General features: G+C 71.8%; 22 protein-coding genes. 10 read left to right on the top strand and 12 right to left on the bottom strand.

The window, feature by feature from the left end:
* Positions 1–82: 82 nt before the first annotated feature.
* Together ABZ471_RS24030 and ABZ471_RS24025 are read left to right on the top strand one after the other, a co-directional pair.
* Positions 83–991 carry a GNAT family N-acetyltransferase gene (locus ABZ471_RS24030; RefSeq protein WP_359068849.1) on the top strand — a complete coding sequence of 303 codons (909 nt, stop codon included), beginning with the start codon at positions 83–85 and terminating at the stop codon, positions 989–991.
* Positions 992–1035: 44 nt separating this feature from the next.
* On the top strand, positions 1036–1383 hold the full coding sequence (locus ABZ471_RS24025; RefSeq protein WP_359068848.1) for a hypothetical protein: 348 nt from the start codon (positions 1036–1038) through the stop codon (positions 1381–1383).
* A gap of 47 nt (positions 1384–1430) precedes the next feature.
* Here ABZ471_RS24025 and ABZ471_RS24020 read toward each other — a convergent pair whose 3' ends face one another.
* The 4 genes from ABZ471_RS24020 to ABZ471_RS24005 form a co-directional block, all read right to left on the bottom strand.
* Positions 1431–2321, bottom strand: a complete 891-nt coding sequence (locus ABZ471_RS24020) for a Gfo/Idh/MocA family oxidoreductase (protein WP_359068847.1) — start codon at positions 2319–2321, stop codon at positions 1431–1433.
* A gap of 35 nt (positions 2322–2356) precedes the next feature.
* Entirely contained in the window at positions 2357–3340 is a 984-nt protein-coding gene (gene tgmB, locus ABZ471_RS24015) for an ATP-grasp ribosomal peptide maturase (protein ID WP_359068846.1), read from the bottom strand.
* Positions 3341–3357: 17 nt separating this feature from the next.
* Positions 3358–3549, bottom strand: coding sequence for a putative ATP-grasp-modified RiPP (gene tgmA, locus ABZ471_RS24010; RefSeq protein WP_359068845.1), 192 nt, complete (start codon positions 3547–3549; stop codon positions 3358–3360).
* A gap of 150 nt (positions 3550–3699) precedes the next feature.
* The gene (locus ABZ471_RS24005; RefSeq protein ID WP_359068925.1) at positions 3700–4536 is read right to left on the bottom strand and encodes a fructosamine kinase family protein; all 837 of its coding nucleotides are present in this window, start codon (positions 4534–4536) and stop codon (positions 3700–3702) included.
* A 218-nt stretch (positions 4537–4754) separates the two neighbouring features.
* Here ABZ471_RS24005 and ABZ471_RS24000 point away from each other — a divergent pair, with 218 nt between their 5' ends.
* Positions 4755–5465 (top strand): tRNA-dependent cyclodipeptide synthase, encoded by a 711-nt coding sequence (locus ABZ471_RS24000; protein ID WP_359068844.1) that lies wholly within the window; start codon positions 4755–4757, stop codon positions 5463–5465.
* The gene (locus tag ABZ471_RS23995; RefSeq protein ID WP_359068843.1) at positions 5462–6670 is read left to right on the top strand and encodes a cytochrome P450; all 1209 of its coding nucleotides are present in this window, start codon (positions 5462–5464) and stop codon (positions 6668–6670) included. Before ABZ471_RS24000 ends, ABZ471_RS23995 begins: the two co-directional genes overlap by 4 nt.
* 76 nt (positions 6671–6746) lie before the next feature.
* Here the strand turns inward: ABZ471_RS23995 and ABZ471_RS23990 are convergent, their stop codons facing one another.
* Complete coding sequence (locus ABZ471_RS23990) at positions 6747–7622, bottom strand: hypothetical protein (protein ID WP_359068842.1); 876 nt, start codon at positions 7620–7622, stop codon at positions 6747–6749.
* Between the two features lie 139 nt (positions 7623–7761).
* Positions 7762–8760, bottom strand: a complete 999-nt coding sequence (locus tag ABZ471_RS23985) for a hypothetical protein (protein ID WP_359068841.1) — start codon at positions 8758–8760, stop codon at positions 7762–7764.
* 268 nt (positions 8761–9028) lie between these two features.
* Here ABZ471_RS23985 and ABZ471_RS23980 point away from each other — a divergent pair, with 268 nt between their 5' ends.
* The 3 genes from ABZ471_RS23980 (at position 9029) to ABZ471_RS23970 (ending at position 12223) form a co-directional block, all read left to right on the top strand.
* Positions 9029–10432 (top strand): glycoside hydrolase family 43 protein, encoded by a 1404-nt coding sequence (locus ABZ471_RS23980; protein ID WP_359068840.1) that lies wholly within the window; start codon positions 9029–9031, stop codon positions 10430–10432.
* Positions 10433–10778: 346 nt separating this feature from the next.
* The gene (locus tag ABZ471_RS23975; RefSeq protein ID WP_359068839.1) at positions 10779–11429 is read left to right on the top strand and encodes a hypothetical protein; all 651 of its coding nucleotides are present in this window, start codon (positions 10779–10781) and stop codon (positions 11427–11429) included.
* Between the two features lie 122 nt (positions 11430–11551).
* Positions 11552–12223 carry a class F sortase gene (locus ABZ471_RS23970; protein WP_359068838.1) on the top strand — a complete coding sequence of 224 codons (672 nt, stop codon included), beginning with the start codon at positions 11552–11554 and terminating at the stop codon, positions 12221–12223.
* 21 nt (positions 12224–12244) lie between these two features.
* On the opposite strand, the gene ABZ471_RS23965 is transcribed toward ABZ471_RS23970, so the two are convergent.
* From ABZ471_RS23965 to ABZ471_RS23940, 6 genes are all read right to left on the bottom strand, one after another.
* Entirely contained in the window at positions 12245–13432 is a 1188-nt protein-coding gene (locus tag ABZ471_RS23965; protein WP_359068837.1) for a GDSL-type esterase/lipase family protein, read from the bottom strand.
* 128 nt (positions 13433–13560) lie between these two features.
* A complete protein-coding gene (locus ABZ471_RS23960) occupies positions 13561–14130 on the bottom strand; it encodes a WHG domain-containing protein (protein WP_359068836.1) in 570 nt (189 codons plus the stop codon).
* Between the two features lie 98 nt (positions 14131–14228).
* The gene (locus ABZ471_RS23955) at positions 14229–15236 is read right to left on the bottom strand and encodes a LacI family DNA-binding transcriptional regulator (RefSeq protein ID WP_359068835.1); all 1008 of its coding nucleotides are present in this window, start codon (positions 15234–15236) and stop codon (positions 14229–14231) included.
* Between the two features lie 2 nt (positions 15237–15238).
* Complete coding sequence (locus ABZ471_RS23950) at positions 15239–16531, bottom strand: glycoside hydrolase family 27 protein (RefSeq protein ID WP_359068834.1); 1293 nt, start codon at positions 16529–16531, stop codon at positions 15239–15241.
* A gap of 12 nt (positions 16532–16543) precedes the next feature.
* Positions 16544–18073 (bottom strand): alpha-L-arabinofuranosidase C-terminal domain-containing protein, encoded by a 1530-nt coding sequence (locus tag ABZ471_RS23945; RefSeq protein WP_359068833.1) that lies wholly within the window; start codon positions 18071–18073, stop codon positions 16544–16546.
* A gap of 194 nt (positions 18074–18267) precedes the next feature.
* Positions 18268–18618, bottom strand: coding sequence for a helix-turn-helix domain-containing protein (locus tag ABZ471_RS23940; RefSeq protein WP_359068832.1), 351 nt, complete (start codon positions 18616–18618; stop codon positions 18268–18270).
* 72 nt (positions 18619–18690) lie between these two features.
* Between ABZ471_RS23940 and ABZ471_RS23935 the strand changes: the two genes are divergently transcribed.
* From ABZ471_RS23935 to ABZ471_RS23925, 3 genes are all read left to right on the top strand, one after another.
* Positions 18691–19578 (top strand): NAD(P)-binding domain-containing protein, encoded by an 888-nt coding sequence (locus tag ABZ471_RS23935; RefSeq protein ID WP_359068831.1) that lies wholly within the window; start codon positions 18691–18693, stop codon positions 19576–19578.
* Between the two features lie 326 nt (positions 19579–19904).
* Positions 19905–20858 (top strand): LysR family transcriptional regulator, encoded by a 954-nt coding sequence (locus ABZ471_RS23930; protein ID WP_359068830.1) that lies wholly within the window; start codon positions 19905–19907, stop codon positions 20856–20858.
* A 152-nt stretch (positions 20859–21010) separates the two neighbouring features.
* Entirely contained in the window at positions 21011–22948 is a 1938-nt protein-coding gene (locus ABZ471_RS23925) for a collagenase (protein ID WP_359068829.1), read from the top strand.
* Positions 22949–23092 lie beyond the last annotated feature (144 nt).

Raw genomic sequence — 23092 nt, 5'->3', positions numbered from 1 at the left:
CCTTCCGTTTCCCCGGGCGTAGCACGTCTGACCATCCCGGGAGCGCGCCCCGCTGCACACAGCACGCATCCCGGAGGATTCCATGACCGCTGTGGTCATCCGCACGCTCGACGAGAGCAGTGCTCACCTTTTCGACGCCCTGCCCGACCCGCTGGGCTTTCGTGAGAAGCACCGCAGGACCTTCTACCGCCCCGACTGGAAGCGGGTCGCCCTGCGCGACGGCCGGGTCGTGGCCCGCGCCGCCTGGTGGGCCAGGCCCGAGGACCCCGAGCCGCTCGTGATCAACTGGTTCGACGTGGCCGAGGGCGAGGAGGAGGCCGGAGCCGAACTCCTGCGGACGGCACCCTGGCACACCGCGGAACTCGAGCTCGATCTGCCCGCCGACTGGTCCGACGTGCCCGGCCTGCGGACCGCCGTCGCCGGCCGCACCGCAGCCGCACGCAAGGCCGGATACGAACCGCTGGTTGAACGGTTCCTCTACCGCTGGACCCCGGACCTCGGCCGGCCCGAGCGCCCCCGACGCCTCGCCTTCTCCGCCGAACCGGACGACACCGTGTTCTTCGACGCCCTGTGCCGCATCCACTCCGTCACCCTGGACGCGCACGCCCGCCGGGCCATCGAACAGGGCGGAGTGGACCGGGCCGCCCAGGAGGAACTCGACATCTTCCGCTGGTTTCCGTCGCCGCGAGAGTGGTGGCAGCTCGCCCGCACGCCCGAGGGCGAGACGGTCGGCATCCACATTCCGGCCCGCAACCCGGCCGGACCGTGCGTCGGCTTCATCGGCGTCCTGCCGGAACACCGCGGCCACGGCTATGCCTACGACCTGCTCGCCGAATGCACCCACTTCCTCGCCGAACACGGCGCCGAGTTCATCGCCGGCGCCACCGACCAGGGCAACTTCCCCATGGCCGCGCACTTCACCAGGGCCGGATACCCCGTCGTACGCAAGCGCCTCAACTTCTGGGCCGAACCCGTTGTCAGTGCCGGGTGACATGCTGACGGAGTGCTGACGGGCAGCGGAACGGGGGAGGGGCCATGGGGTTCGACGGCGGGGTGTGGCGGGTGCGCGCGGGGGAGGAGCCGGTCGGCGAGATCCTGATCGACGAGGCCGACTTTCCCTGGCTGTCCGGCAGGTTCACCGAGGGCTCCGGCTTCGCCGCTGTGCAGGATCTCTTCGCCCGGGAACTCGCTCTGACGGAGGCGGACGACGAGTCGAGCCGGGAGGACTGGGAGTCCGCGTACGCCGAGATACGGCACCGCGTCTCCCTGTCCTCGCCGGACGGCCCGGTCCCCGAGTTCCTGCTGCACATCGACGGGGACCGGGCCTGGTTCCGGTGGAGCGACGAGCCGTTCGAGGAGCCCGCGGCGACGGAGGGCCAGTAGGCCGGACCGACGGCGGCGGGCTGGTCGGCCGTGGCTGCGCAGGCGGGCTATTCGGACGGCTCCCCGGCCAGCCGGGTCTCCGCCGTCGCGAGGATCTCGGTGACCCGCAGGCCGAACGCGGCGTCGCAGGCGTGCGGGCGGCCCGTACGGGCGGCGGTCAGCAGGGCGTCCGCGGCGCGGGCGAGGGCGGGCACCGCCCCCTCCGAACTCCTCGGCAGCAGCGACACGCCGGCCTCGCCCCGCAGTTCGAGGTCGGCTCCGGCCGCCGCCGGCGGTGCCGTCAGGCTCAGTGTGAGCGTGCTCGACGCGCCGGTGGCGTGATCGAGAACCAGATGCACGGTGTCGGAGGGGCCGTGTGCCGCCGCCAGGACCTGCCGTACGTCGCCGAGCACCGGCAGCAGCACGGACAGGGCGTGCGGCCCCACGTCCCACAGCGCGCCCTTCTCCCGCCGCCAGGGGGAGGCCGCGAACGGACTGTCGCTCGTGAACACGGCCCCCAGCCACTGCGCCCGCGCCGTGAACCAGCCCGCCTCGGAGGCCTGTTCCTCGATCCAGGCCTCCGGCTCCTTCTGGAAGCGTGTGGTGAAGAACACAACCGAAGCCACCCCGGTCCGCTCCGCCGCCACGGCGACGGCCCGTGCCTCGGCGACCTCCAGTGCCAGGGGCTTGTCCAGCAGCAGATGGCAGCCCGCCCGAGCCGCCCGAACCGCCAACTCGGCCTGCACGGACGGCGGAAGCGCCACCGCCACCGCCTCCACGTCGGCCAGCAGCGCGTCCACGTCGTCGTACGCCCGCACGCCGTACTGCTCCGCCAGCGCGGAGGTCGCCTCCGGGCGGCGGCCCCAGACCCCGGCGAAGTCCAGGCCGGTGTGCCCGGCGAGGGCGGGGGCGTACGCCGCCTGGGCCCAGGGGCCCGTTCCCAGCAGTCCGATGCGCATGTCGCGTTCCTTTCTCCGAACCGGTGGCCGCAGCTTCACGACGCCTTGTCCCGGTCGCCGTCGACGTACGGCTGTGCCGCTTTCCCGTCCCCCGCCAGCCACCGGGCGATGGTCTCGGCGATCGGCTGGCCGGTGTCCATCTCGACGAAGCCGAACTGGCCGGACTGGTTGCACTCGAGGAACCACCAGATGCCGTCCGTGTCCTCCGCGAAGTCGAAGGCACCGTAGGCGAGTTCGGCCTCCCTCATGTAGCGGAGGACGGCCTCGGCCACGCGTGGGGGCACGTCCGCCGGGAGCCAGGGGGAGACCGACGGGGCGAAACGGACGTCCACGTCGTCGGGGTGGCCGTCCGGGTCGGCCGGCTTGCGTGCGGCCAGCAGACGGTCGCCGACGACCGTGAGCCGGATGTCGGCCCGCTTGGGGATCCGCCGCTGCAGCAGGGTCGGGCCGAAGGCTACGGCCGCGAAGTCGGTGTCCGGCGCGACCCGGCTGGTGGGCACCGCCCGCGGCGGCTCCTGCGGATGCGCGCCGGAGACGGGCTTGACCACCAGGTCCGGGAACCGCTCCGCGAACTCCCGGGCCGCCTGCGGAAACGTCGTGATCAGCGTGGCCGGCACGGCGAGTCCGCTGCGCTGTGCGAGCCGCAGCTGCCAGGGCTTGTGGCGGGCGCGGCGGGCCGCGTCCGGGTGGTTCATCCAGCGCGCGTCGGTACACCGCAGCATGCCGAACAGCGCCTGGGAGGACTCCTCCGTCAGCCAGGCGGAGGGCTGGGCGGCGCGTGCGGCCGCGTCCCCCGGCCTGCGCACCCACACGGAGCGCAGGCCGTTCACGCTCACCAGGCGCCCGCCGACGGACAGGTGCCCGCGGGAGGCGCCCTGCACGTACTCGCCGGACAGGGCCACCCCATTGGTGAGGTCGGCGGGATCGAGCCGGACCACGGGCACGCCGGTCTCGCGCAGCCGGAGGACCACCATGTCCGCCGTCACGTCCTCTTCACTGGTCAGGATGAGCACGGTCATCTTGCGCAGGCCCGCGTTCAGTCGTCGAAATGCGTCTTGGAGCCGGCCGTGGAGGTCGTTGTCCCCAGCGCTCTCAAGATTGCGTGGTCAGCGGCGGCGATCCGACCGTCCGGGAGGACGTTCAACTGCAGTCCGGAGTCGTACACGTACGGAGTGGTGACGTCCAACTGCACTGCGGGGCGCGCGTAGTTGAGCGTGAACGGTTGCATGATCTCTCCCTGATTCGGCTTTCACGTCCTTATACGAATCGAACGGGTGATTGGTTTCCTTACGCTCCGTAACCGGGGTCCGGAGGGAGGTCGTTCGAGGCGTCAGGTAGGAGGACGTCACCTCGGACGAGAGGAGTTGCGCGGTGCCGTTCATTCCGTGAAAGCCCCGCGCGCCGCGGCGAGGGCCTGTTCGGCGTACCCGCGGCCGAACAGCACCGCGTGCACCAGGAGCGGGAAGAGCTGGTGCAGCCCGACCCGCTGCCGCCAGCCGTCGGCCAGCGGTGCCGCCTCCTGGTATCCGGCCAGCACCCGGTCCAGCTGAGGGCAGCCGAACAGCTGGAGCATCGCCAGGTCGGTCTCCCGGTGTCCGCCGTGCGCGGCCGGGTCGATGAGCCGGACCTCCCCGTCGGCACCCCAGAGCACGTTGCCGTTCCACAGGTCGCCGTGCAGCCGGGACGGCGGCTCGGCCGGCCCGGCGAGGTCGGCCAGCTGCTCGCAGACCCGCTCGATCACGGCGGCCTCCCCGGGCCGCACGGTGCCGGCGTCGACCGCCCCACGCAGGTAGGGCAGTACACGGCGCTCGGCGTACCAGTGAGGCCAGTCGGCGCCCGGTGCGTTGGACATCGGTGCGAGGCCGATGTACGCCTCCTCGGGCCCGCCGGGCGGCGGTGCACCGAACGCCGGCGCTCCGGCCGCGTGCAGGGCCGCCAGGGCGTGGCCGAAACGCAGTGCCGCCGCGCCGTCGGGACGCCCGGTCGGCACCCGCTCGGTGACCATCCACCGCTCGTCGTGGCCGAGCACCGCGGGCACCCGCACCGCACGCGCCTCGCCCAGCCAGCGCAGCCCGGCCACCTCGGCGCGTACCGCGCCGGGGGCGTCGCCCCGCTTGACCATCACTGCCGTACCGTCCTCGAGTGTCACTTCGGCGGGCAACCCGGAGGCCGCCCGTGCTTCCGTGACCCGGCGCCCGGTGAGCCGGGACGCCACCTGCCCTGGTTCCTCGTCTCGGTTGACCACGGCCTCAGCGTACGACCCCCAAATGAGGTTCCTCTGAGGGAGTTTCGACCGTTGATACGACAGTTTTCAGCCAAACCCAGGCAGTTACTACCCGTGTTGACTCCGTACGGATAGCGTGAGCTCGCCGCGTCGCCACACCAGGGGCACAGGGCCCTCGCGGGACTAGCGCGCGGCGGAGGAATTCCTACGTGACCACAGCATCCGTGCTGATGGCCGACGTCTTCGAGGTTCAGCCCTACACCTCCCACTGCGAAGTCATCTTCGGCGAGGGCACACATGCCGTGATCGGTGTGTCCCCGGGCAACAGCTACTTTTCCGCCCGTCGCCTGCATGACCTCGCCCGCTGGGGGCTGGACCACTTCGACAGGGTCGATTTCGTCTACACCGACCTGTACGTGGCCGAGATGTATGAGGCATCCGGCTACGCGCCGGACGAGGCCCGCCGCAAGGCGGTGAAGAACCTGCGGGGGGTGCGGGCCAAGGTCCGCGACGCGGTGTCCGCGGCCGACCCGGACGGCTCCCGGCTCGACTGGCACCCGATGTCGGCCTTCCGCACCAACCCCGCCTACCAGGAGATCCACCGGCAGCTGCAGAACAGGCTGCACTCCGACGGCGACTTCCGAGCCGTCTGCAACGCCCTGGTGAGCCGCTTCCTTTCGGCCCGCGGGGAGGAGGCGAGCGAGCGCCAGCGCGATGTGTGCCTGGAGTACGTGTGCGCCGAGGCCCCGCTCTTCCTGGACACCCCCGCCATCCTCAAGGTGCCCTCCTCTCTCAACTGCTACCACCAACTGCTGCCGATGGCCGAGCTGTTGTACTCCCGCGGCGCCGGTCTGCGCGCCTCCCGAAACCAGGGCCACGCCATCGTGACGCCCGCAGCCCCCGAAGGAGCCGCGGCATGACCACCGCCCCCGACATCGACCATGACCTGCCCCTGATGGACTTCCCGTTCTCCTGGGACGGCACCCAGGTGCCCGCCGAGGTGGAGTCCCTGCGCGCCGCCACCCCCGTACGGCGCGTGCGGACCATCGCCGGCGACGAAGCGTGGCTGGTGTCCTCCTACGAGCTGTGCCAGCAGGTCCTGAAGGACGACCGCTTCTCCCTCAAGGACACCTCCGCGCCCGGCGTCCCCCGTCAGTACGCGCTCACGATCCCACCCGAGGTCGTGAACAACATGGGCAACATCACCGGGGCGGGACTGCGCCGGGCGGTGATGAAGGCGCTGAACCCCAAGGCGCCCGGCCTGCTGGACCGGCTGCGCGACGATGCCCACCGCCTGGTGGACCTGATGGAGGCCGAAGGGCCGACGGTGGATCTGCGCGGCGCGTTCTGCGAGCCGTACTCGGCCGGCATGCACTGCAGCATCCTCGGCATCCCGCAGACCGAGGCCCCGGCCTTCCTGCGCAGCCTCGACATCGCCTTCATGAACTCGCCGTGCCCGATCACCGGCGCGCAGATCAACTGGGACCGGGACATCGCCCGGATGGCCGCCCTGCTCGACGACCCGGCCACACACGGCCTGATGGGCGAGCTGGCCGCGCTGCGCGAGGACCCCGACTACGCCCACCTGAGCGACGAGATGCTGGCCACCGTCGGCGTCACCATGTTCGGGGCCGGTGTCATCTCCACCTCGGGCTTCCTCGCCATGGCCCTGGTCTACCTGCTCACCCACCCCACGGCCCGTGACGTCCTCAGGGACCGCCCCGACCTGATCGGCCCGGGCGTGGAGGAACTGCTGCGGGTGAACCTCTCCATCGGCGACGCCCTGCCGCGCCTGGCTCTGGAGGACGCCCGGCTCGGCGACGTCGAGGTCCGCAAGGGTGAACTCGTCCTGGTCCTGGTGGAGGGCGCGAACCTCGACCCGGAGAAGTTCCCCGACCCGCACCGCTTCGACGTCCACCGCGACAACACCGCGGACCACCTCTCCTTCGGCGGCGGCGCCCACTACTGCCCCGCCACCGCCCTCGGCCGTGCGCACGCCCGGATCGCCCTCGAGGTCCTGCTGGACCGCCTGCCGAACCTCGCGCTCGCCGTGCCGTCCGGGCAACTGGTGTGGCGCACCGGGTTCATGAAGCGGATACCCGAGCGGCTGCCGGTGACCTGGTAGCCCCGAGGCCCTCCGTAGGTCCCGTACGGCGTCCCCGGCCCGGCACCCCGGGCGGGGACGCCGACGTACGAAGCCGTCAACGTCCCGCGAACCGTCCCCGGGTCAGTCCCACCGGATTGCCGGGCGGCAGCAGCCCCGCGTCCTCGACGGTCCGGGCCAACGGCTCCAGCAGCTCGGCGAGGCGTGCGGTGCGCTGCGCACCGAGCGCGGTCCACGGGCGCTCGGCCGCCCAGTCGGTCCGGTTCTCGACGAACGAGCGCCCGGCCACGCCCGCGCGGGTCAGCGATCCGTCCTCGGCGAGGAAGCCGCGCTCGCACAGGGCGGCCTCGGCTGCCTGCCAGTCCGCCGGCGCCCACTTGCGGGTCTCGCGCAGGAACGGTCCGTCGGACTCCCCGGCGGCCGCCTTGAGTACCATCGCCTCGACCGGCCCGAGCTCGAGGCCCACCAGGACCGCGACATGCCCGTCGCCCCGGTGCTCGCGCAGGGTCGTCAGTGCCTGCCACAGACGCACCGTCGGCCGCTCGGGGCGCTCCAGCGCCTGGTTCGCCGCGGCCAGCACCCGTCCCGGCGTGTCCGCCGCGGCCGCCGCCTCCCACGCGAGATCGGCCGCCTCCGCAAGCTCCGCCGACCGCGCCACGTCCGGCCCGAACAGCCGGGTCATCGCCGCGTCCATGGCCTCCCACCGGGCCGCCAACACCTGCGCCGGATCCGCGTATCCCCAGGCGTCGGGCAGGGCGCGGGCCACCCGGGCGGGGTGGAAGACGTAGAAGCTGCTCGTCACGACGGACGGAGACACCGCGCCCAGCGGGGCCGCCCGCAGTGCGAAGTACCCCATCCAGAACCCGCGCATCCCCAGCTCGTCCGCCGCCTGCCGCGCCTCGGGCGCGAAGTAGACGAGGTCGTGCACCGGCTCGTAGCGCTCCCACATCCACCGCGCCGTCCCGCCCGCCACTGTGTTCCTCCCACCGCTCGGCCTGTCGTGCCGTCGGCACCAGCCTGCGCTATGACCGCTGTCATAACAAGGGGTACGGCTCAATGCCGGGGCACGGCTCAATGCCCCGGCCAGGTGGGGGCACGACCCCGATCTGCCGTCACGGGTGCCCGGTCCGGACGCGTCCGACGGCACTGCCGAGCAGTTCGGTGAACCACACCCCGCGATCGGGGCCGGCAGCGATGCGGAACGGCACCTTGTCCGCGCCCCGCGCCACCGGGAAGGCGGTGATCCTGCCCTGCGCGTCGATGCTCCCGATCCGGCCGCCCTGGTCGGCGTACCACACCCGCCCGTCCGGCCCGAGGGCGAGGCCGCTGGGGTCGCTGTCCGGATCGGGCAGCGGGAACGGGGTGACGTGTCCGGTGTGGTCGATCCGGTCGACCGAGTGCGAGCCCGACGCGGTGAACCACATCCCACCGGGGCCGGCCACGATGTCGTCCGGGGAGCCGGCGGTGCCGGCCAGCGGATACTCGGTGATCCGGCCGGTGCGGCCGATCCGCCCGATCCTGCGGCCGGCCTGCTCGGTGAACCACAGGGCGCCGTCCCCGCCGGCGGCGATGGAGTAGGGGGACGCACTCGGGGTGGGGACCGGGTACTCGGTGACGCGGCCGGAGGTGGTGATCCGGCCGATCTTGTTGCCGTTCTCCTCCGTGAACCACAGAGCGCCGTCCGGTCCGGGCGCGATCCCGGCCGGGAAGCTGTCCTCCGTCGGCACCGGGAACTCCGTGAGCCGTCCGGAGGTGGTGATCCGGCCGATCCTGTTCGCGTTCCCCTCCGTGAACCACAGCGCACGGTCGGAGCCCACCGTGAGGGCGAGGGGGAAGCTGTCCGGGCTCGAGGTGGGGAAGTCGGTGATCTCGCCCGCGACGGTGATCCGCCCGATCCGGCCGGCTCCGGACGCCGCGAACCACAGCGCCCGGTCCGGTCCGGCGGTGATGCCGGCGGGGAGGCTGTCGGCCTTGGCGATGATCGGATACTCCGTCAAATCGCTGATGTCGGCCCGCGCCGGGGCGGCGACGGCGGCGACCCCGATCAGGGCCCCGAGCGACGTCGCGAGCAGCCGACGGCTGCCGGGTCTGAGCATGGCCGTGCCGGACATGGGCGGCTCCTTCCCGGCGGGGCGAGGGGCAGGACCGCCGCCGCAGGGTGATGGATCGTCGGATTCACGCTAGGGATGCCCCCGGAGTCGTACGGCCGAATCGACCCGGACGGAGGACGGAGGGAGGAGGATCGGCCGGGCTTGAGACCGGTTCTCACCGCCCCCGTCGCTGTCACAGGCATTGACGTGCCTCTCACGCACCTCTACTTTCTGATCGGCTTACCGAACTGCGTTCGAAATATCGATTTTCCGTGTTCTGGGAGACCACATGAGCGCAACCCCCCACCGCCAAGGCCTGCCCTCACGCCGGCTGTTCCTCGGCATGGCCGCCGCCGTGCCGCTGGCCGCCGCGGCCGACCTGACCCTGGGCGCCCGCCCCGCCCGTGCCGCGGACTCCGCCTACGTCATGGGGTACTTCACCGAGTCACCGAACGGCACCGGCACCGACTACGGCCTGCACCTCGCCGTCAGTACGGACGGGCTGTGCTGGATGCCGCTGAACCAGAACAACCCCGTGGTCACCCCCACGGAAGGCGCCGGCGGCCTGCGCGACCCGTACATCCTGCGCAAGCAGGACGGCACCTTCGTCGTCCTCGCCACCGACCTCAAGGGCACCGACTGGAGCTACGTCAGCCAGTACATCCACGTCTGGGACTCCGCCGACCTGCGCACCTTCACCCGGTACCGCCGCCTGAAGCTGCACGACATGAACACCCACAGCTGGGCCCCGGAGGCCTTCTGGGACGCGGCACGGGGCCAGTACGGCATCATCTACTCGTCCGTGAACTCCAGCGGACACAACGTGATCATGGTGAACCACACCACCGACTTCCAGGCCGTCTCCGCCCCGCAGGTCTTCTTCGACCCCGGCTACGACGTCATCGACGGGGACCTCGCCGTAGGCGTGAACGGCGTCAACTACCTCTACTTCAAGAGCAGTTCGGCCCAGACGCTCGTCGGAGCGAAGTCCACCTCGCTCGACCCCGGCAGCTTCACCGTCTTCAGCACGCCGGCCGCCCACGGCGGCACCGAGGCCCCCATCCTCGTCAGGTCCCAGACCTCCGGCACCTGGTGGCTGTGGGGAGACACCTACACCCCCAACGGCGTCTTCTACGCGTGGCAGAGCACCGACCTCGCGGCCGGCACCTGGACCGCCCTCGACCAGCGCACCTACACGCAGCCGGTCAACTCCAAGCACGGCACCATCCAGCCCATCAGCACCACCGAGTACACCGACCTCGTGGCCAAGTGGGGCGCGCCCGCATGGAACCGGCTCAAGTCCTACAACCACCCGGACCGCTACGTCCGCCACGCCGACTACGTGGGCCGGATCGACGCCTACCCCTTCGACCCGTACACCGACTCCCAGTGGAAGCTCGTACCGGGCCTGGCCGACGGAGCCGGTGTCTCCTTCCAGTCGGTGAACTACCCGACCCGGTACCTGCGGCACTACGCCTACCAACTGCGCCTCGACACGAACGACGGCACCTCGGCGTTCGCCCAGGACGCCACCTTCTACCGGACCGCAGGCCTCGCCGACGCCGGCTGGACGTCGTTCCGCTCGTACAACTACCCCACCCGGTACATCAGGCACTCCGACTACGTCCTGCGCATCGACCCGATCTCCACGGCCACGGACGAGGCGGACGCCACGTTCTTCGTGGGCTACTGACGCGGGGCGCCGGATCCGGGGCCGGGAGGGGGCGGCCCTGACCATCGACCTGCGCGTCGGGCGGGCGCGGGTACGGGGACTGCCCGGCGGACAGCCAGGCCGGGTGCCCGCGGGGCGGGCGGCGCTCGACCCGGTGCCGGCCGGCCGCCGTGCCACCGGGTGACGTGGACTGATCCGAACGGGGTGCATCTCGGCGTGTCGCTGGGACAGACGGGTGGAGCGTTGACCCGGCTGGGCGGCCCGGATGGTGCGCGGCAACCGCCTGCCTGACGGTGGTTCATGTCGAGGCCGGGTCGATTCAGCCGATGCCGTATCCGCTGCCCGGCCACGGCGGAAGGACTTCGATATGCGTTCTGCCCGCATGCTCCTCGCCACGGCGGCCGCCGCTGCCGCCCTGTCTTTCGCCACACCCGGCGCCGCGTTCGCCGTACCGGCAGCGGACGACGGCGGACGTGACAACTCCTCCTCCAGCAGAGACCGCGACAGCGATTCCGGTCGTGACAGCGGCTCGGGTCGTGACAGCGATTCCGGCCGTGACAGCGGCTCCGACCAGGACAAGGGCTCCGGCCGCGATCGCGACAAGGGGTCTGACAGCGATCAGGACAACGACTACAGCACGGACCGCGACAACGGCGGCAGCCACGACTCGCCGCGCGGCGGAATGCACACGGGCGGCGGTGCCCTCGCCGCGGTGCGGGGCGACGACGACTTGAGCTCCGACAGCGACGACAGCAGGTTCGACCCCGAGAGCTACAAGGACAAGGACGAGGACGGCGGGAAGGACGACGGCGGCGGCGGTGGGAAGGACGACGGCGGCGGTGGGAAGGACGACTGGGGCAGCGGCGACGACCGCGACAAGCCGCGCGGCGGGATGCACACCGGAGGCGGCGCCCTCGCCGAACCCGGTGTCACCGCGGGCGGGCTGGCCGTGCTCGCGTTCGGCGCCACCGGCATGTACGCCCTGCGCCGCAGGAAGGCCGCCGAGCCGGCGTCCTGACCGGCTTCCCCGTGCCTGGGGGTGCGGCCGCCACCGGCGCACCCCGTGCCGGCGGCCCGCCCCCGAGCTCCGAGCCGCAGGCCCGATCCCCGTGCTGCCGTGCCTGAGTGAGGTGATGTCCGATGGCAGCAGATCCCCCCACCCCGCCCCCCGTCGAACCGGCGGCGGACGAGCAGAACGCCGGCCGCGGCGGGCGGCTGATCCTGTGGGGCGTGGCGATCGTCGTCATCGCTGTCACCGTGTTCGGCGGCCACCACGAAGCGAACGACACCCCGGGCGCATCCCGTGTCTCCGGTGCGACCGGTCCGGCGCGCACCGGCACTCAGGACGCCGGAGAACCGCTGCCGCACTCCGTGCCGCTCCGGCTGCTCATCCCGAAGATCTCCGTGGACGCGCCGTTCGCCGCCCTCTCCATCGGCACCTCGGGCCAGCTCCGGCCCCCGCCGGCGGACAACGTCAATCTCGTCGGCTGGTACGCCGGGGGTGCCTCGCCCGGCGAGGCCGGCACCTCGATCATCGCCGGGCACGTCGACACGGTGACGTCACCGGCCGTCTTCGCCCACCTCGACCAGCTGGTGCGCGGCGACCGCTTCTCCGTCGACCGGGCCGACGGGCGGACGGCGGACTTCGTCGTGGACGACACGGAGACGTTCGCCAAGGACGACTTCCCCAGCAAGAAGGTGTACGCCGACACGGCGCGCCCCGAGGTCCGGCTCATCACCTGCGCGGGCGACTACGACCACTCGGTGGGGGACTACATGGACAACCTGGTGGTCTTCGCCCACCTCGTGTGAGCCCGCGCCGACCGGTGCGGGTCACACGGCGCGGTCCGCGAAGGGGCCGCCCGGGGCGAAGGCCAGCGCGGCGAAACGCTCGCCGATCCGGCGGTGGGTGGCGGCGTCCGGGTGGAGGTCGTCGGGCAGCGGCAGTTCGGCTGCGTCGTCCGCCCCGTAGAGGTCACGGCCGTCGAGGTGGTACAGCTGCGGGTCCTCGGCCGCCCGCTGCCGCACGATCCGGTCCAGTTCCTCCCGGACGACCTCCAGGGTGAGCTTCCCGTACGCCCGTTCCGCCGGATCGCCGGCGGCCCGGAACCGCACCTGCCCGGAACGCAGGGCGCTGAGGTCCGGTGCGGTCGGGCCCGGCGTGTCCTCGTGGATGGGGCACAGAATCGGCGAGACCACGAGCAGCGGGGTGTCGGGGTGGCCCTCGCGGATGGTGTCGAGGAATCCGTGGACGGCGGGGCCGAAGGCGCGCAGCCGCATCAGGTCGGCGTTGACCACGTTGATGCCGAGCTTGACGCTGATCAGGTCGGCGGGCGTGTCGCGCAGCGTGCGCGCGGTGAAGGGGTCGAGGAGGGCACTGCCGCCCAGACCGAGGTTCATCAGCTCCACCCCGCCGAGCGAGGCGGCGAGCGCGGGCCAGGTGGTGGTGGGACTGGCGGCGTCGGTGCCCTGACTGATGGAACTGCCGTGGTGCAGCCACGCCCGGCGGCCCCGGTTCGGCACCGGCTCCACGGGCGCGTCGGTGCGCAGGGCGACCAGTTCGGTGGTCTCGTTGTGGGGCAGCCAGATCTCGACGTCCTTCACCGCGGCGGGCAGGCCGGTGAAGCGCACGGTGCCGACCGGGCCGGGCCGCTGTTCGGCGGTGCCGGTGGTCATGTCGATGGTCAGCGTGTTGCCGCCGGTGACGGAGGCGCTTCCGGCGGGACGACCGTCGACGAGCAGGTCGTACCGGCCGTCCGGGCGCGGCGGGGCGCCGGCGTAGACCCGCTTGGTGGGCAGTGTGTCGAGTTCGACGGCGGTGGCGCGGGTGCGCAGGACGAGTCGTACGCCGGAGGGCTGGGACTCCGCCATGTGGAGCTGCGGGTCGGTGCACTGGGCGCGGGCCCGCGCGGGCAGCCGGTGCGGCAGCAGCCCGTGTTCCGTGCGCTCCAGGTCGAGGGCGCCGCGCACGAGGTCGGTGGTGAGCGGGGTGGTGATCCAGTCGGACGAGGTGAAGTCCATCGGTGCGAGCCTGTCGAGAGGAGAAGATCAATAGGGGCAGAGGGGCAGAGGGGCAGAGGGGCAGAGGGGCAGAGGGGCAGAGGGGCAGAGGGGCAGAGGGGCAGAGGGGCAGAGGGGCAGAGGGGGAGTCAGGGCGTCTGCCAGGTGCGCAGGAGTGTGTCGAGGGCGTCGAGGATCCGGGTCCACGACTCCTGCGAGTCGGGGGCACTGTGGCTGAACCCGCCGGCCGCCTCCAGGCTGACGTACCCGTGGAAGACGCTGCCGAGCAGCCGGACCGCATGGGTCTGGTCGGGTTCGGCCAGGTCGTAGCCCCGCAGGATCGCCCGGGTCATCTGTGAGTGCCGGCCGCCGGCGCTCGCGGCGGCCGCCGCCGGGTCCAGCCGGAACTGTGCCGCCGCGTAGCGGCCGGGGTGCTCCCGGGCGTAGTCGCGGTAGACGCTCGCGAAGGCCCGGAGGGCGTCCTTGCCGGCCCGGCCGGCCAGCGCGTCGGCGGCGCGGTCGGCCAGTTCTTCCAGTGCGAGCAGGGCGATGCCCGTCTTGAGGTCCTGGGAGTTCTTCAGGTGCGAGTACAGGCTGGCGACCTTGACGTCGAACCGCCGGGCCAGCGCGGAGACCGTCACCTGGTCGAAGCCGACCTCGTCGGCCAGCTCCGCCCCGGCACGGACCAGACGCTCCTTGGTCAGTCCCGCACGCACCATAAGCTCTCTCCCGTCTTCCAGGAGTGATTATGCATTTACCTAAAGTGTTTAGGCAAATGACAAGCACGCGTAGCTGGATCCGAACAGGGAAGGGAGTGTCAGCCGCCCGTCGACTCGCGGATCACCAGGGAGAAGCGGCTGACGAACTCCACCTGGTCCACGGGCGGCCCCGTCTGCCCGATCCGTGCGACCAGGAGCGCGAGCGCCCGCTCGGCCATCAGGTCGTGGTCCGGATCCACGGTGGACAGGGAGGGGACGAGGAACGCGCTCTCGTCGACGTTGTCGAAGCCGATCACCTTGACCTGCCCGGGCACCCGCACCCCGGCATCGGCCAGTCCGCGCAGCGCCCCCATCGCCACGGTGTCCGTCACACAGAACACGCCGTCGAAGTCCGGCCCGCCCTCCGCCATCGCCCGGGCCCGCCGGGCGGCGGCGTCCATGGTGAGCGACGGCACGCACTGCACCAGGTCCGGATCCAGAGGCAGGCCGGCGGCTTCCAGCGCCTGCCGGTAGCCGGCGTGGCGCAGGCTCGACACGTCGACGTCGTCGCGCAGTTCCCCGCACAGGACGGCGATGCGCCGGCAGCCGCGCTCGACCAGGTGCCGGGTGGCGGCCGCCGCGGCCTCGACGTTGGGCATGGCGACGTGGTCCACGGGGCCGCCGAAGATCCGCTCGCCCAGGATGACCACGGGGTGGTCGACCTTGAGGGAGTCGACGTCGCCGGGGCCCATGCCGACGGTGGCGAGGATGAGCCCGTCGTAGAGCCGGTTGCGGGACAGGGACAGCGCCGCCAGCTCGCTCTCCCGCCGGGCGCCGGTCTGCTCGATGCTCACCCGCAGGCCGTGCCGGGCCGCCGCGGTGATGAGGGCGGCAGCCAGCCGACCGTAGTACGGGCGGTTCACCTCGGGGACCGCGAGGCCGATGGTTCCGGTCCGGCCCTTGCGCAGATTGCGGGCGGCCACGTTGACGCGGTAGTCGAGCCGGGCCATCGCCTCCAGGACGCGCTGCCGGGTGGCCGGGCGGACGTTGGGGCGGTCGTTGATGACGTTGGAGACCGTCATCGCCGACACCCCGGCCGCCCTCGCCACGTCCTGGATCGTCGCCACGCTCACTCCCGCCCGGTGTCCTCGGCAAGACGATAGAGGGCGGCTCCGTGGGCGGGCAGACCGACGGCCAGGTGGCGGCCGTCGTGCGGGGTGTCGGCGCGGCTCCACACCTCCCGGACGCGGTCGCCGGGGCGGGCGCCCACCGACCCGAGCGGCACCTGGAACCGACGGGGTCCGTCGGCGAGGGAGAACACGGCCGCGTAGCGGGTGGATCCGTCGGTGTCGTCGGCGGTCCACAGGACGAGGTCCCCCTCCCGGAGCACCTCGCGGTTGCCGGTGCTGTGCCACGGCACGGCCAGCGCCTCGTCGTTGGTGAGGAGTTCGACGGTCTCCGGCGGGCTGGTGGGCAGGTCGCCGCCCATCATCAGCGGCGAGCGGGAGATCAGCCACAGGGTGAGCAGGCTGATCTGTTCCGGGCGGGTGAGACGGCTCAGCCGGTCCGCGCCGCGTTCGGCGCGGATGCCGATACGGCCGAGGGGCAGCATGTCGGCGTCCGCCCAGCCGCCCCGGCCCTGCCGGGGAGCCCAGCGGGCCATCCGGGCGAACTGGGCCTCGACGTCCTCCCACCGGTCCCACAGGTCGTCGCAGACCCGCCACATCGTGGCGTTCTCCCGCAGGTGGTCCAGGCGGGCGAGGGAGACGTCGGTGCCGGGGGAGAGACTCAGCTCGATCGGCCGGCCGCTGCGCTCGATGGCCCGGGCATAGGCGGCGATCTCCCGCTCGTGGTACGGGAACAGCATGTCGTCGGCCTTGACGAAGTCCACGCCCCAGCGGGCGAACTGGGCGACCTGCGAGTCGTAGTACGCCTGCGCGCCCGGATGGTCGTGGTTCAGGCCGTAGTTGTCGGAGTTCCAGGGGCAGACGGAGCCGGTGTCGGCGATCTCGTCGGCGGTGAACTCGGTGCCGGCGACGGGCAGCCGGGCGGCGACCGCGCGGCGCGGGATGCCGCGCATGATGTGCAGGCCGAAGCGCAGGCCGAGGTGGCGCACCCGCTGGGCGAGCGGGCCGAAACCGGCCCCGCCGGCGGCGGACGGGAAGCGGTTCGGGGCCGGGAGCTGGCGGCCATGGGCGTCCAGGACCAGGGGCGCGTCCGGGTTGTAGCCGTGGGCGCGGGCCGTGGGCTCGTACCACTGGATGTCCACCACGACGGTGTCCCAGCCGTGCGCGAGCAGGTGGTCCCGCAGGAACTCGGCGTTGGCGATCACCTCGTGCTCGGTGACCGTGGTGCCGTAGCAGTCCCAGCTGTTCCAGCCCATCGGGGGGCGCAGGTGCCGGGCCGGGATCGATCGGTCCATGGTCTCCTCCTCTCAGCCCGCGTGGGTGACGGGTGCCCGGACCGTGACGAACGAGTGCGGCGGGAGCGTGAGGGACAGGCCCCGGCCGGTGACGCCGATGCCGTCGAAGGCGTGCGGTGCCACGGTCGTGGGTGCCTGCGGGGTGTTGTGCGCCTGGAGCCTGTCGGCCGTCAGAATGCGCGCGTACGGCGCCCCGATCCCGCCGCCGCGCAGGTCCAGGCTCACCTCGGCGGGCTCCTCGGCGTCCAGGTTGCTCAGCGAGACGAGCAGGGACCCGTCTCTGACGCTGGCGGAGGCGGAGACCGTCTCCAGCTCGGCGTCGTCCCCGACCCGGCGCCGGGCGGACTCCGCACGCAGGTGGACCGGGAGCGAAGTGGCGTCCTGGTGGCCCTTGTTCATCTCGAACACGTGGTACGTAGGGGTCAGCACCAGCGCGTCCCCGTCGGTGAGGAGCATGGCCTGCAGGACGTTGACGGTCTGCGCGATGTTGGCCATGTACAGGCGCGCCGCGTGCCGGTGGAAGACGTCGAAGTGGGTGCTCGCGACCAGCGCGTCCCGCATCGTGTTCTGCTGGAACAGGAATCCGGGGTTCGTGCCGGGTTCCACGTCCCACCAGGTGCCCCACTCGTCCAGCACTAGACCGACCGTGCGCCGGGGGTCGTAGACGTCCATGACGGTGGAGTGGCCGGTGAGGATCCGGTCCACGTGCCGCGCGGACAGCATCGTGCGGTGGTGGTCGTCGGTGTCGAAGCATGTGGCGCTGCCCTTCGCCTCCCAGGGGCCGGCCAGGGTGTAGTGGTGGACGGAGATGCCCTGGAAGTAGGTGCGCGGGGTGGCCTCACAGCCGAAGCAGCTGATCTGCTGCATCAGCGTCTCGGTCCACTTGTAGTCGTCGTCGGAGGCGCCCGAGGCGATGCGGTACAGCTTGTTGTCGCCGTGGTCGCGGCAGTAGGTGGCGTACTGGCGGGCCAGGTCGGCGGAGTACTCGGCCCGCATGTTGCCGCCGCAGCCCCAGGTCTCGTTGCCGATGCCCCAGAACCTGACCCGCCACGGCTCCTCGCGGCCGTTGGCCTTCCTGAGCCGCACCATGGGGCTGTCGCCGTCGCGGGTCAGGTACTCGACCCACTCGCTCATCTCGCGGACGGTGCCGCTGCCGACGTTGCCGCTGATGTACGGCTCCGCGCCCAGCAGTTCGCACAGGGACATGAACTCGTGGGTGCCGAAGTGGTTGTTCTCCTCGACGTTGCCCCAGTGTGTGTTGACCATCCGGGGCCGCTGCCCGCGCGGGCCGATGCCGTCCTGCCAGTGGTACTCGTCGGCGAAACAGCCGCCGGGCCAGCGGAGGTTGGGGATGTTCAGGGCGCGCAGCGCCTCGACGACGTCGAGCCGGATGCCGCCCTCGTTCGGGATCGGGGAGTCCTCGCCGACCCAGAAGCCGCCGTACACACACCGCCCCAGATGCTCGGCGAAGTGGCCGTAGAGGTGACGACTGATCGTCGGTCCCCCGATGTCGAGGTTGATGATCGCGGTGGCAGCGGGCACGGGGTACTCCGATCCGAGATCGTTTGTATCGTTAAAAGTTCGCATCGAGATGCGATCGCGTCAAGAGAGTGGCGGACAGCCGCGCACACCCACTTTTTTGTGGGTACTTGGCAGCCCCGCCCGCCCGGGAGAGCCTGTTGTCCGAGGCCAGGGGCTGTCGGAAGCGGAGAGCGAGGGGTGGTGATGACGGTGTGTCAGGAGGCTGGCTGTGCTTCGGTCAGCCTTTCCAGGCGGCGGTGGCCCCAGTCGGACAGAGGGCCCAGGGCCTCGGACAGGCCGCGGCCGAACTCGGTGAGCGAGTACTCCGTCTTGGGCGGCAGCACGTCGTACACCTCCCGGTGCACCAGCCCGTCCGCCTCCATCTCGCGCAGCGCCTGAGTCAGCACCTTCTCGCTCAGGCCCGGAAGCCGGCGGCGCAGTTCGCCGGGACGGTGCGGGCGGGACTCCAGCAGCCACAGCAGGTGCGTCTTCCACTTGCCGTCGATCACGGCGATCGCGGCGGTCACCCCGCACACGTTCGGATCCTGGGCGCGGCTGCGCGTCATCTCGTCCTCCCCGGTCCTCTGTCTGGCCGTTTCGGCTTCTTTCCTTTCCTTTACTTATACGGGAGTTGAGTCATGTCTATTCCGTCCGGACGATCCACCGTCACCGTGCTCGGTCTCGGTCCGATGGGCCGCTCGCTCGCGGGCGCCTTCCTGAAGGCGGGGCTGCGGACCACGGTCTGGAACCGTACGCCGGGCCGGGACCACGAGCTGATCGGACAGGGCGCGGCAGGTGCCGCCTCGGCCGAGGAGGCCGTCGCCGCGAGCGACCTGATCGTCGTCTGCCTGGTGAACTACGACGCGACGGACGCCGTCCTGCGCCAGGACGCGGTCACCCGGGCACTGAAGGGCCGTAGCGTCGTCAACCTCACCGCCGACACCCCGGACCGGGCCCGGAACACGGCGGACTGGGCGGCCGCCCACGGCATCCGATACCTGGACGGCGCGATCATGACGCCCGCCCCCGGCATCGGCACACCCGACGCCGTGTTCCTGCACAGCGGCCCGCAGGAACTCTTCCAGGAACACCTGCCCCGGCTGGAGGCTCTGGGCGGCACGCACACCCACCTCGGAGAGGAGATCGGGCGCGCCGCCACCTTCGACATCGCGCTGCTCGACATCTTCTGGACCGCGATGGCGGGCTACGCGCACGCCGTGGCGATCGCCCGGGCCGAGGGCGTCACCGCCCGCGAGCTGGCACCGTTCGCCCAGGGCATCGGCGCGATCCTCCCTCCCCTCTTCGCCGAGTTCGCCGAGGACGCCGACAGCGGCACCTATTCCGGGGCGATCAACCCCATCACCTCGGCCGTCTCGACCATGGCCCACGTCGTCGCCGTCTCCGAGGCGCACGGGATCGACGCGGGCGTGATGCGCGCCACCGAGGGGATGGCCCGCCGGGTGATCGGCCTCGGCCACGGCACGGACGGGTTCATCCGGGTGGCGGAGGTGCTCGGCCGGAACTGACGCCGGGTACCGCGGAGGACGGACCGCGAGCGGCGGCCCGCCGGGAACCGGATCCGCCCGACCGCCTGTACCGGCCGGCCGACTCCGCGTAGCGGAAGGCCGACTCCCTGAGCCGGCAGGGCGACGCCCTGTACAGGTCGACTCCCTGTGCCGGCCGGCGGACGGAACGTAACGGACGCGGACCTGCGACTTGTGCGCACGACGGTCCGGTGGAACGCTTCCGTCCGCCGGTCGCGACCACGGCCGGCGACGGCGGTGAGCACCGGTTTCCCGGGAGACGGACGATCTCCCGGAGCCGGTCGCGGGACGGAACGGGGAGTGGACCGATGGAGCTGGAGCTTCGGCACCTGCGTGTGCTGTGCGCGATCGCCGACGCGGGCAGTGTGGGCCGCGCCGCCGCGCACCTCGGGTACTCGCAACCCGCCGTCAGCACCCAGCTCCGACGCATCGAGCGCCACCTGGGCGAGCCGCTCTTCGAACGGAGTGCGAGCGGGGTGCGGCCGACCCGCTACGGCGCCGAGGTCGTCGCCCAGGCCCGGGACGTCCTGGCCCGCGCCGACGCGATCGGCCACCGCCCGGCCCCGGCCCGGCCGCGCCGCACCCTGCGCGTGGCCGCGACCAACTCGCCCATGCTCTCGGGCACGGTGTCCCGCTTCCGCGCCCGGCTCCCGGAACTGTCCCTCTCCGTGACCAGCGTGTACGCCTCCTCGCGCATCGTCGAGCTGCTGGAGGAGGGCGCGGTGGACGCGGCCATCGCCGCCGACTACCCGGCCATGGAGCTACAGCACTCGACCGCCGTGAAACACCGGGGGATCGTCACCGAGCCGACGTTCGTCGCCCTGCCCTCGCGCCACCGCCTGCGCCAGGTCGCCCAGGTGCAGCTGGCCGACCTGGCCGAGGACGACTGGTTCGTGACCCCGGACGACGGCGCGGGCTGGCCCGGGGTGTTCTACGACGCCTGCGCGGCGGACGGGTTCACCCCGGTCGCCGTACACGAGTTCCTCGGTGACCAGACGCAGTTGCAGAGCATGATCGCCGACGGCCTCGGCGTGTCCCTGGTGCAGCCGACGCTGCGCCCGATCCCGCACGTCACCATCAAGCCGCTGGCCGGCTCGCCGCTGTGGTGCCGTTATGTGCTGGCCTGGCGGCCGGACACCGTCACCGACGACGTGGTGGAGGCGCTGGTCCAGTCGGCCCTCGGCGCCTACCGCGATCTGGTCGCCCAGGCACCTCACTTGAGGACATGGGCGTCGCGCACCTGGAGCATCGCCGGGGCATAGCGGACCGCTGCGGTCCCGGTGTGCCGCGATGTTATGAGTCCGCAGTGCCATGTGCTATGTCACACGCCATTGTTGGGTGCATGGCGCGCTGAGACAGTGCCTCACACGCCTCAACACCCCACCGAGGCGCATCCTTTCGTGGAGGAATCCCGATGCGCTATCGCTTCACGCTGCCCAGACGCCTGGCCGGTGCCGCCGCCGTCTGCGTCACCGTGGCGGGCCTGCTCTCGACACCGGCGCTGGCAGCACCCCAGCCGCACGCCGGAACGGCCGCCCGCACACCCGCCAGGCACAACGCCGCGCCCCCGCCCACCGGCCCGGCCACCGGTGCCACCGACCGCCCCGCGACCCGGACGAAGCGGCTCAGCCCCGCCCAACTCCCTCCCCAGGCACCGCCGTCGACCCGCAGCATGGAAACCGCCCCGCGTACGGCGGCGAAGGCGGCCTCCTGCACCCCGGCCGACTTCGGCAGCCGCACCGGTTCGGCCCTCGTCTCGTTCGTGAAGGGCTCCTCCACGGACTGCGTCAACACCCTCTTCTCGGTGACCGGCGCGGACGCGCACGCCGTCTTCCGCCAGGCGCAGATGCTGACCGTCGCGGACGCCTTCACCCGCACCGCGGCGCAGTACCAGGGCGACAACTCCGCAGGCCTCCTGCAACTGGTCCTCTTCCTGCGCGCCGGCTACTACGTGCAGTTCAACCACCCCGGTGACGTGGGCACATACACCCCGCGTCTCACCACCGCCACCACCGGAGGCCTGGACACCTTCTTCGCCCGCCGCCACTCCCGGGACGTGACGGCGGCCAACGGCGACATCCTCGGCGAGACCGTCATCCTCACCGACAGCGCCGACCAACAGGGCCGCTACCTCGGCCTGTACCGACGGCTCCTGGACGCCTACGACAGCTCGTACGACGCGATCGACAGCATGGTCAGGGCCGTCAACGACGTCTACACGCCCCTGTGGCGCGGCAACTGGAACCCGGCCTACGTGAACGCGGTCGTCGCCGACCCCCGCATCGCCGACACGCTGCACGACTTCGCGCTGGACCACACGGACCTGCTCGGCACCGACCTGGCCTTCCTGGACTCCAACGCAGGGATGAACGTCGCCCGTTACGTCGAGCATCCAGAACTTCAGGCGACCGCACGGCCCCTGGCCAAGGATCTGCTGGACGAGTCGGAGACGACCGGTCCGACGGCCGGGCTCTGGGTGGCCGTGGCCACTCAGGCGAACTACTACGACGGCGCCGACTGCGCGTACTACGACGTCTGCGACCTGCCCGCCAAGCTGACCGAGGCCGCCCTGCCGATCACCCACCGGTGCGACGCGGCGCACACGATCCGGGCCCAGTCCCTGACCGTCGACGACCTCGCCGCCGCGTGCGCCAGCGTGCTCGGCCAGAGCGACTACTTCCGCGGCATCGTCAAGGCCGGCGGTCCGATACCCGGCCAGTACGCCTCGACCATCCAGCTGGTGGTCTTCGCCAGCCGCGCCGACTACCAGACCTACGCCGGTGCGATCTACGGCGTCAGCACCGACAACGGCGGCATCACACTCGGCGGAGACCCCTCCGACCCGAACAACCTGGCGACGTCGATCATGTACCAGAAGGACTACGACGACGGCTTCGTGGCCCGGATCTGGAACCTCAACCACGAGTACACGCACTTCCTCGACGCCCGTGACGACATGAAGGGCGACTTCACCCACCAGATCTCGGTGCCGGACGTGTGGTGGATCGAGGGCGTCGCCGAGTACGTCTCCTACAGCTACCGGCGCCTTGCCGACGACCAGGCGATCCAGGAGGCCGGCAAGCACACCTACCGGCTGAGCACCCTGTTCGAGAACACCTACGACAACAGCGACGTGACCCGCACCTACCCCTGGGGCTACCTCGCCGTGCGCTACATGACCGAGCGGCACCCCGACGACGTCCAGCGCATGCTCGCCCGCTTCCGCGTCGGTGACTACACCGGCGGATACGCCGTCTACCACGACGGCATCGGCACCCGCTACGACGCCGACTTCGACCAGTGGCTCACGGCGTGCGCCGCGGGCGCCTGCGCGAGGCCCGCCGCGGCCTGACCGCACGCACCCGAACAGAACGGCCGCCGACCGGAACCCCGGTCGGCGGCCGCCTTGTTGACCCAGGTGCCCCGCGGGCGGCCGCCGTGGACGGGTTCCGCGGGGCGGGGTGATTTGGGACGGCGGGGTGGGTCCTCCCCCCCC

The sequence above is a fragment of the Streptomyces sp. NPDC005728 genome (genome assembly GCF_040630895.1).
In the GTDB taxonomy this organism is placed as follows: Bacteria; Actinomycetota; Actinomycetes; order Streptomycetales; family Streptomycetaceae; genus Streptomyces.
The sequence above is the reverse complement of the archived record's forward strand: the minus strand, read 5'-3'. Positions and strand labels throughout refer to the sequence as shown.

Bases quoted from the DNA above. Each gene is read 5' to 3' on its own strand.
- tgmB (WP_359068846.1), bottom strand. From the start codon at position 3,340: ATGACCGTGCTCATCCTGACCAGTGAAGAGGACGTGACGGCGGACATG.
- ABZ471_RS23970 (WP_359068838.1), top strand. From the start codon at position 11,552: ATGGCAGCAGATCCCCCCACCCCGCCCCCCGTCGAACCGGCGGCGGAC.
- ABZ471_RS23985 (WP_359068841.1), bottom strand. From the start codon at position 8,760: ATGTCCGGCACGGCCATGCTCAGACCCGGCAGCCGTCGGCTGCTCGCG.
- ABZ471_RS23935 (WP_359068831.1), top strand. From the start codon at position 18,691: ATGTCTATTCCGTCCGGACGATCCACCGTCACCGTGCTCGGTCTCGGT.
- ABZ471_RS23925 (WP_359068829.1), top strand. From the start codon at position 21,011: ATGCGCTATCGCTTCACGCTGCCCAGACGCCTGGCCGGTGCCGCCGCC.
- ABZ471_RS24020 (WP_359068847.1), bottom strand. From the start codon at position 2,321: ATGCGCATCGGACTGCTGGGAACGGGCCCCTGGGCCCAGGCGGCGTAC.
- ABZ471_RS23960 (WP_359068836.1), bottom strand. From the start codon at position 14,130: ATGGTGCGTGCGGGACTGACCAAGGAGCGTCTGGTCCGTGCCGGGGCG.
- ABZ471_RS23975 (WP_359068839.1), top strand. From the start codon at position 10,779: ATGCGTTCTGCCCGCATGCTCCTCGCCACGGCGGCCGCCGCTGCCGCC.
- ABZ471_RS23940 (WP_359068832.1), bottom strand. From the start codon at position 18,618: ATGACGCGCAGCCGCGCCCAGGATCCGAACGTGTGCGGGGTGACCGCC.
- ABZ471_RS23930 (WP_359068830.1), top strand. From the start codon at position 19,905: ATGGAGCTGGAGCTTCGGCACCTGCGTGTGCTGTGCGCGATCGCCGAC.
- ABZ471_RS23980 (WP_359068840.1), top strand. From the start codon at position 9,029: ATGAGCGCAACCCCCCACCGCCAAGGCCTGCCCTCACGCCGGCTGTTC.
- ABZ471_RS24030 (WP_359068849.1), top strand. From the start codon at position 83: ATGACCGCTGTGGTCATCCGCACGCTCGACGAGAGCAGTGCTCACCTT.
- tgmA (WP_359068845.1), bottom strand. From the start codon at position 3,549: ATGCAACCGTTCACGCTCAACTACGCGCGCCCCGCAGTGCAGTTGGAC.
- ABZ471_RS23950 (WP_359068834.1), bottom strand. From the start codon at position 16,531: ATGGACCGATCGATCCCGGCCCGGCACCTGCGCCCCCCGATGGGCTGG.
- ABZ471_RS24025 (WP_359068848.1), top strand. From the start codon at position 1,036: ATGGGGTTCGACGGCGGGGTGTGGCGGGTGCGCGCGGGGGAGGAGCCG.
- ABZ471_RS23995 (WP_359068843.1), top strand. From the start codon at position 5,462: ATGACCACCGCCCCCGACATCGACCATGACCTGCCCCTGATGGACTTC.
- ABZ471_RS23965 (WP_359068837.1), bottom strand. From the start codon at position 13,432: ATGGACTTCACCTCGTCCGACTGGATCACCACCCCGCTCACCACCGAC.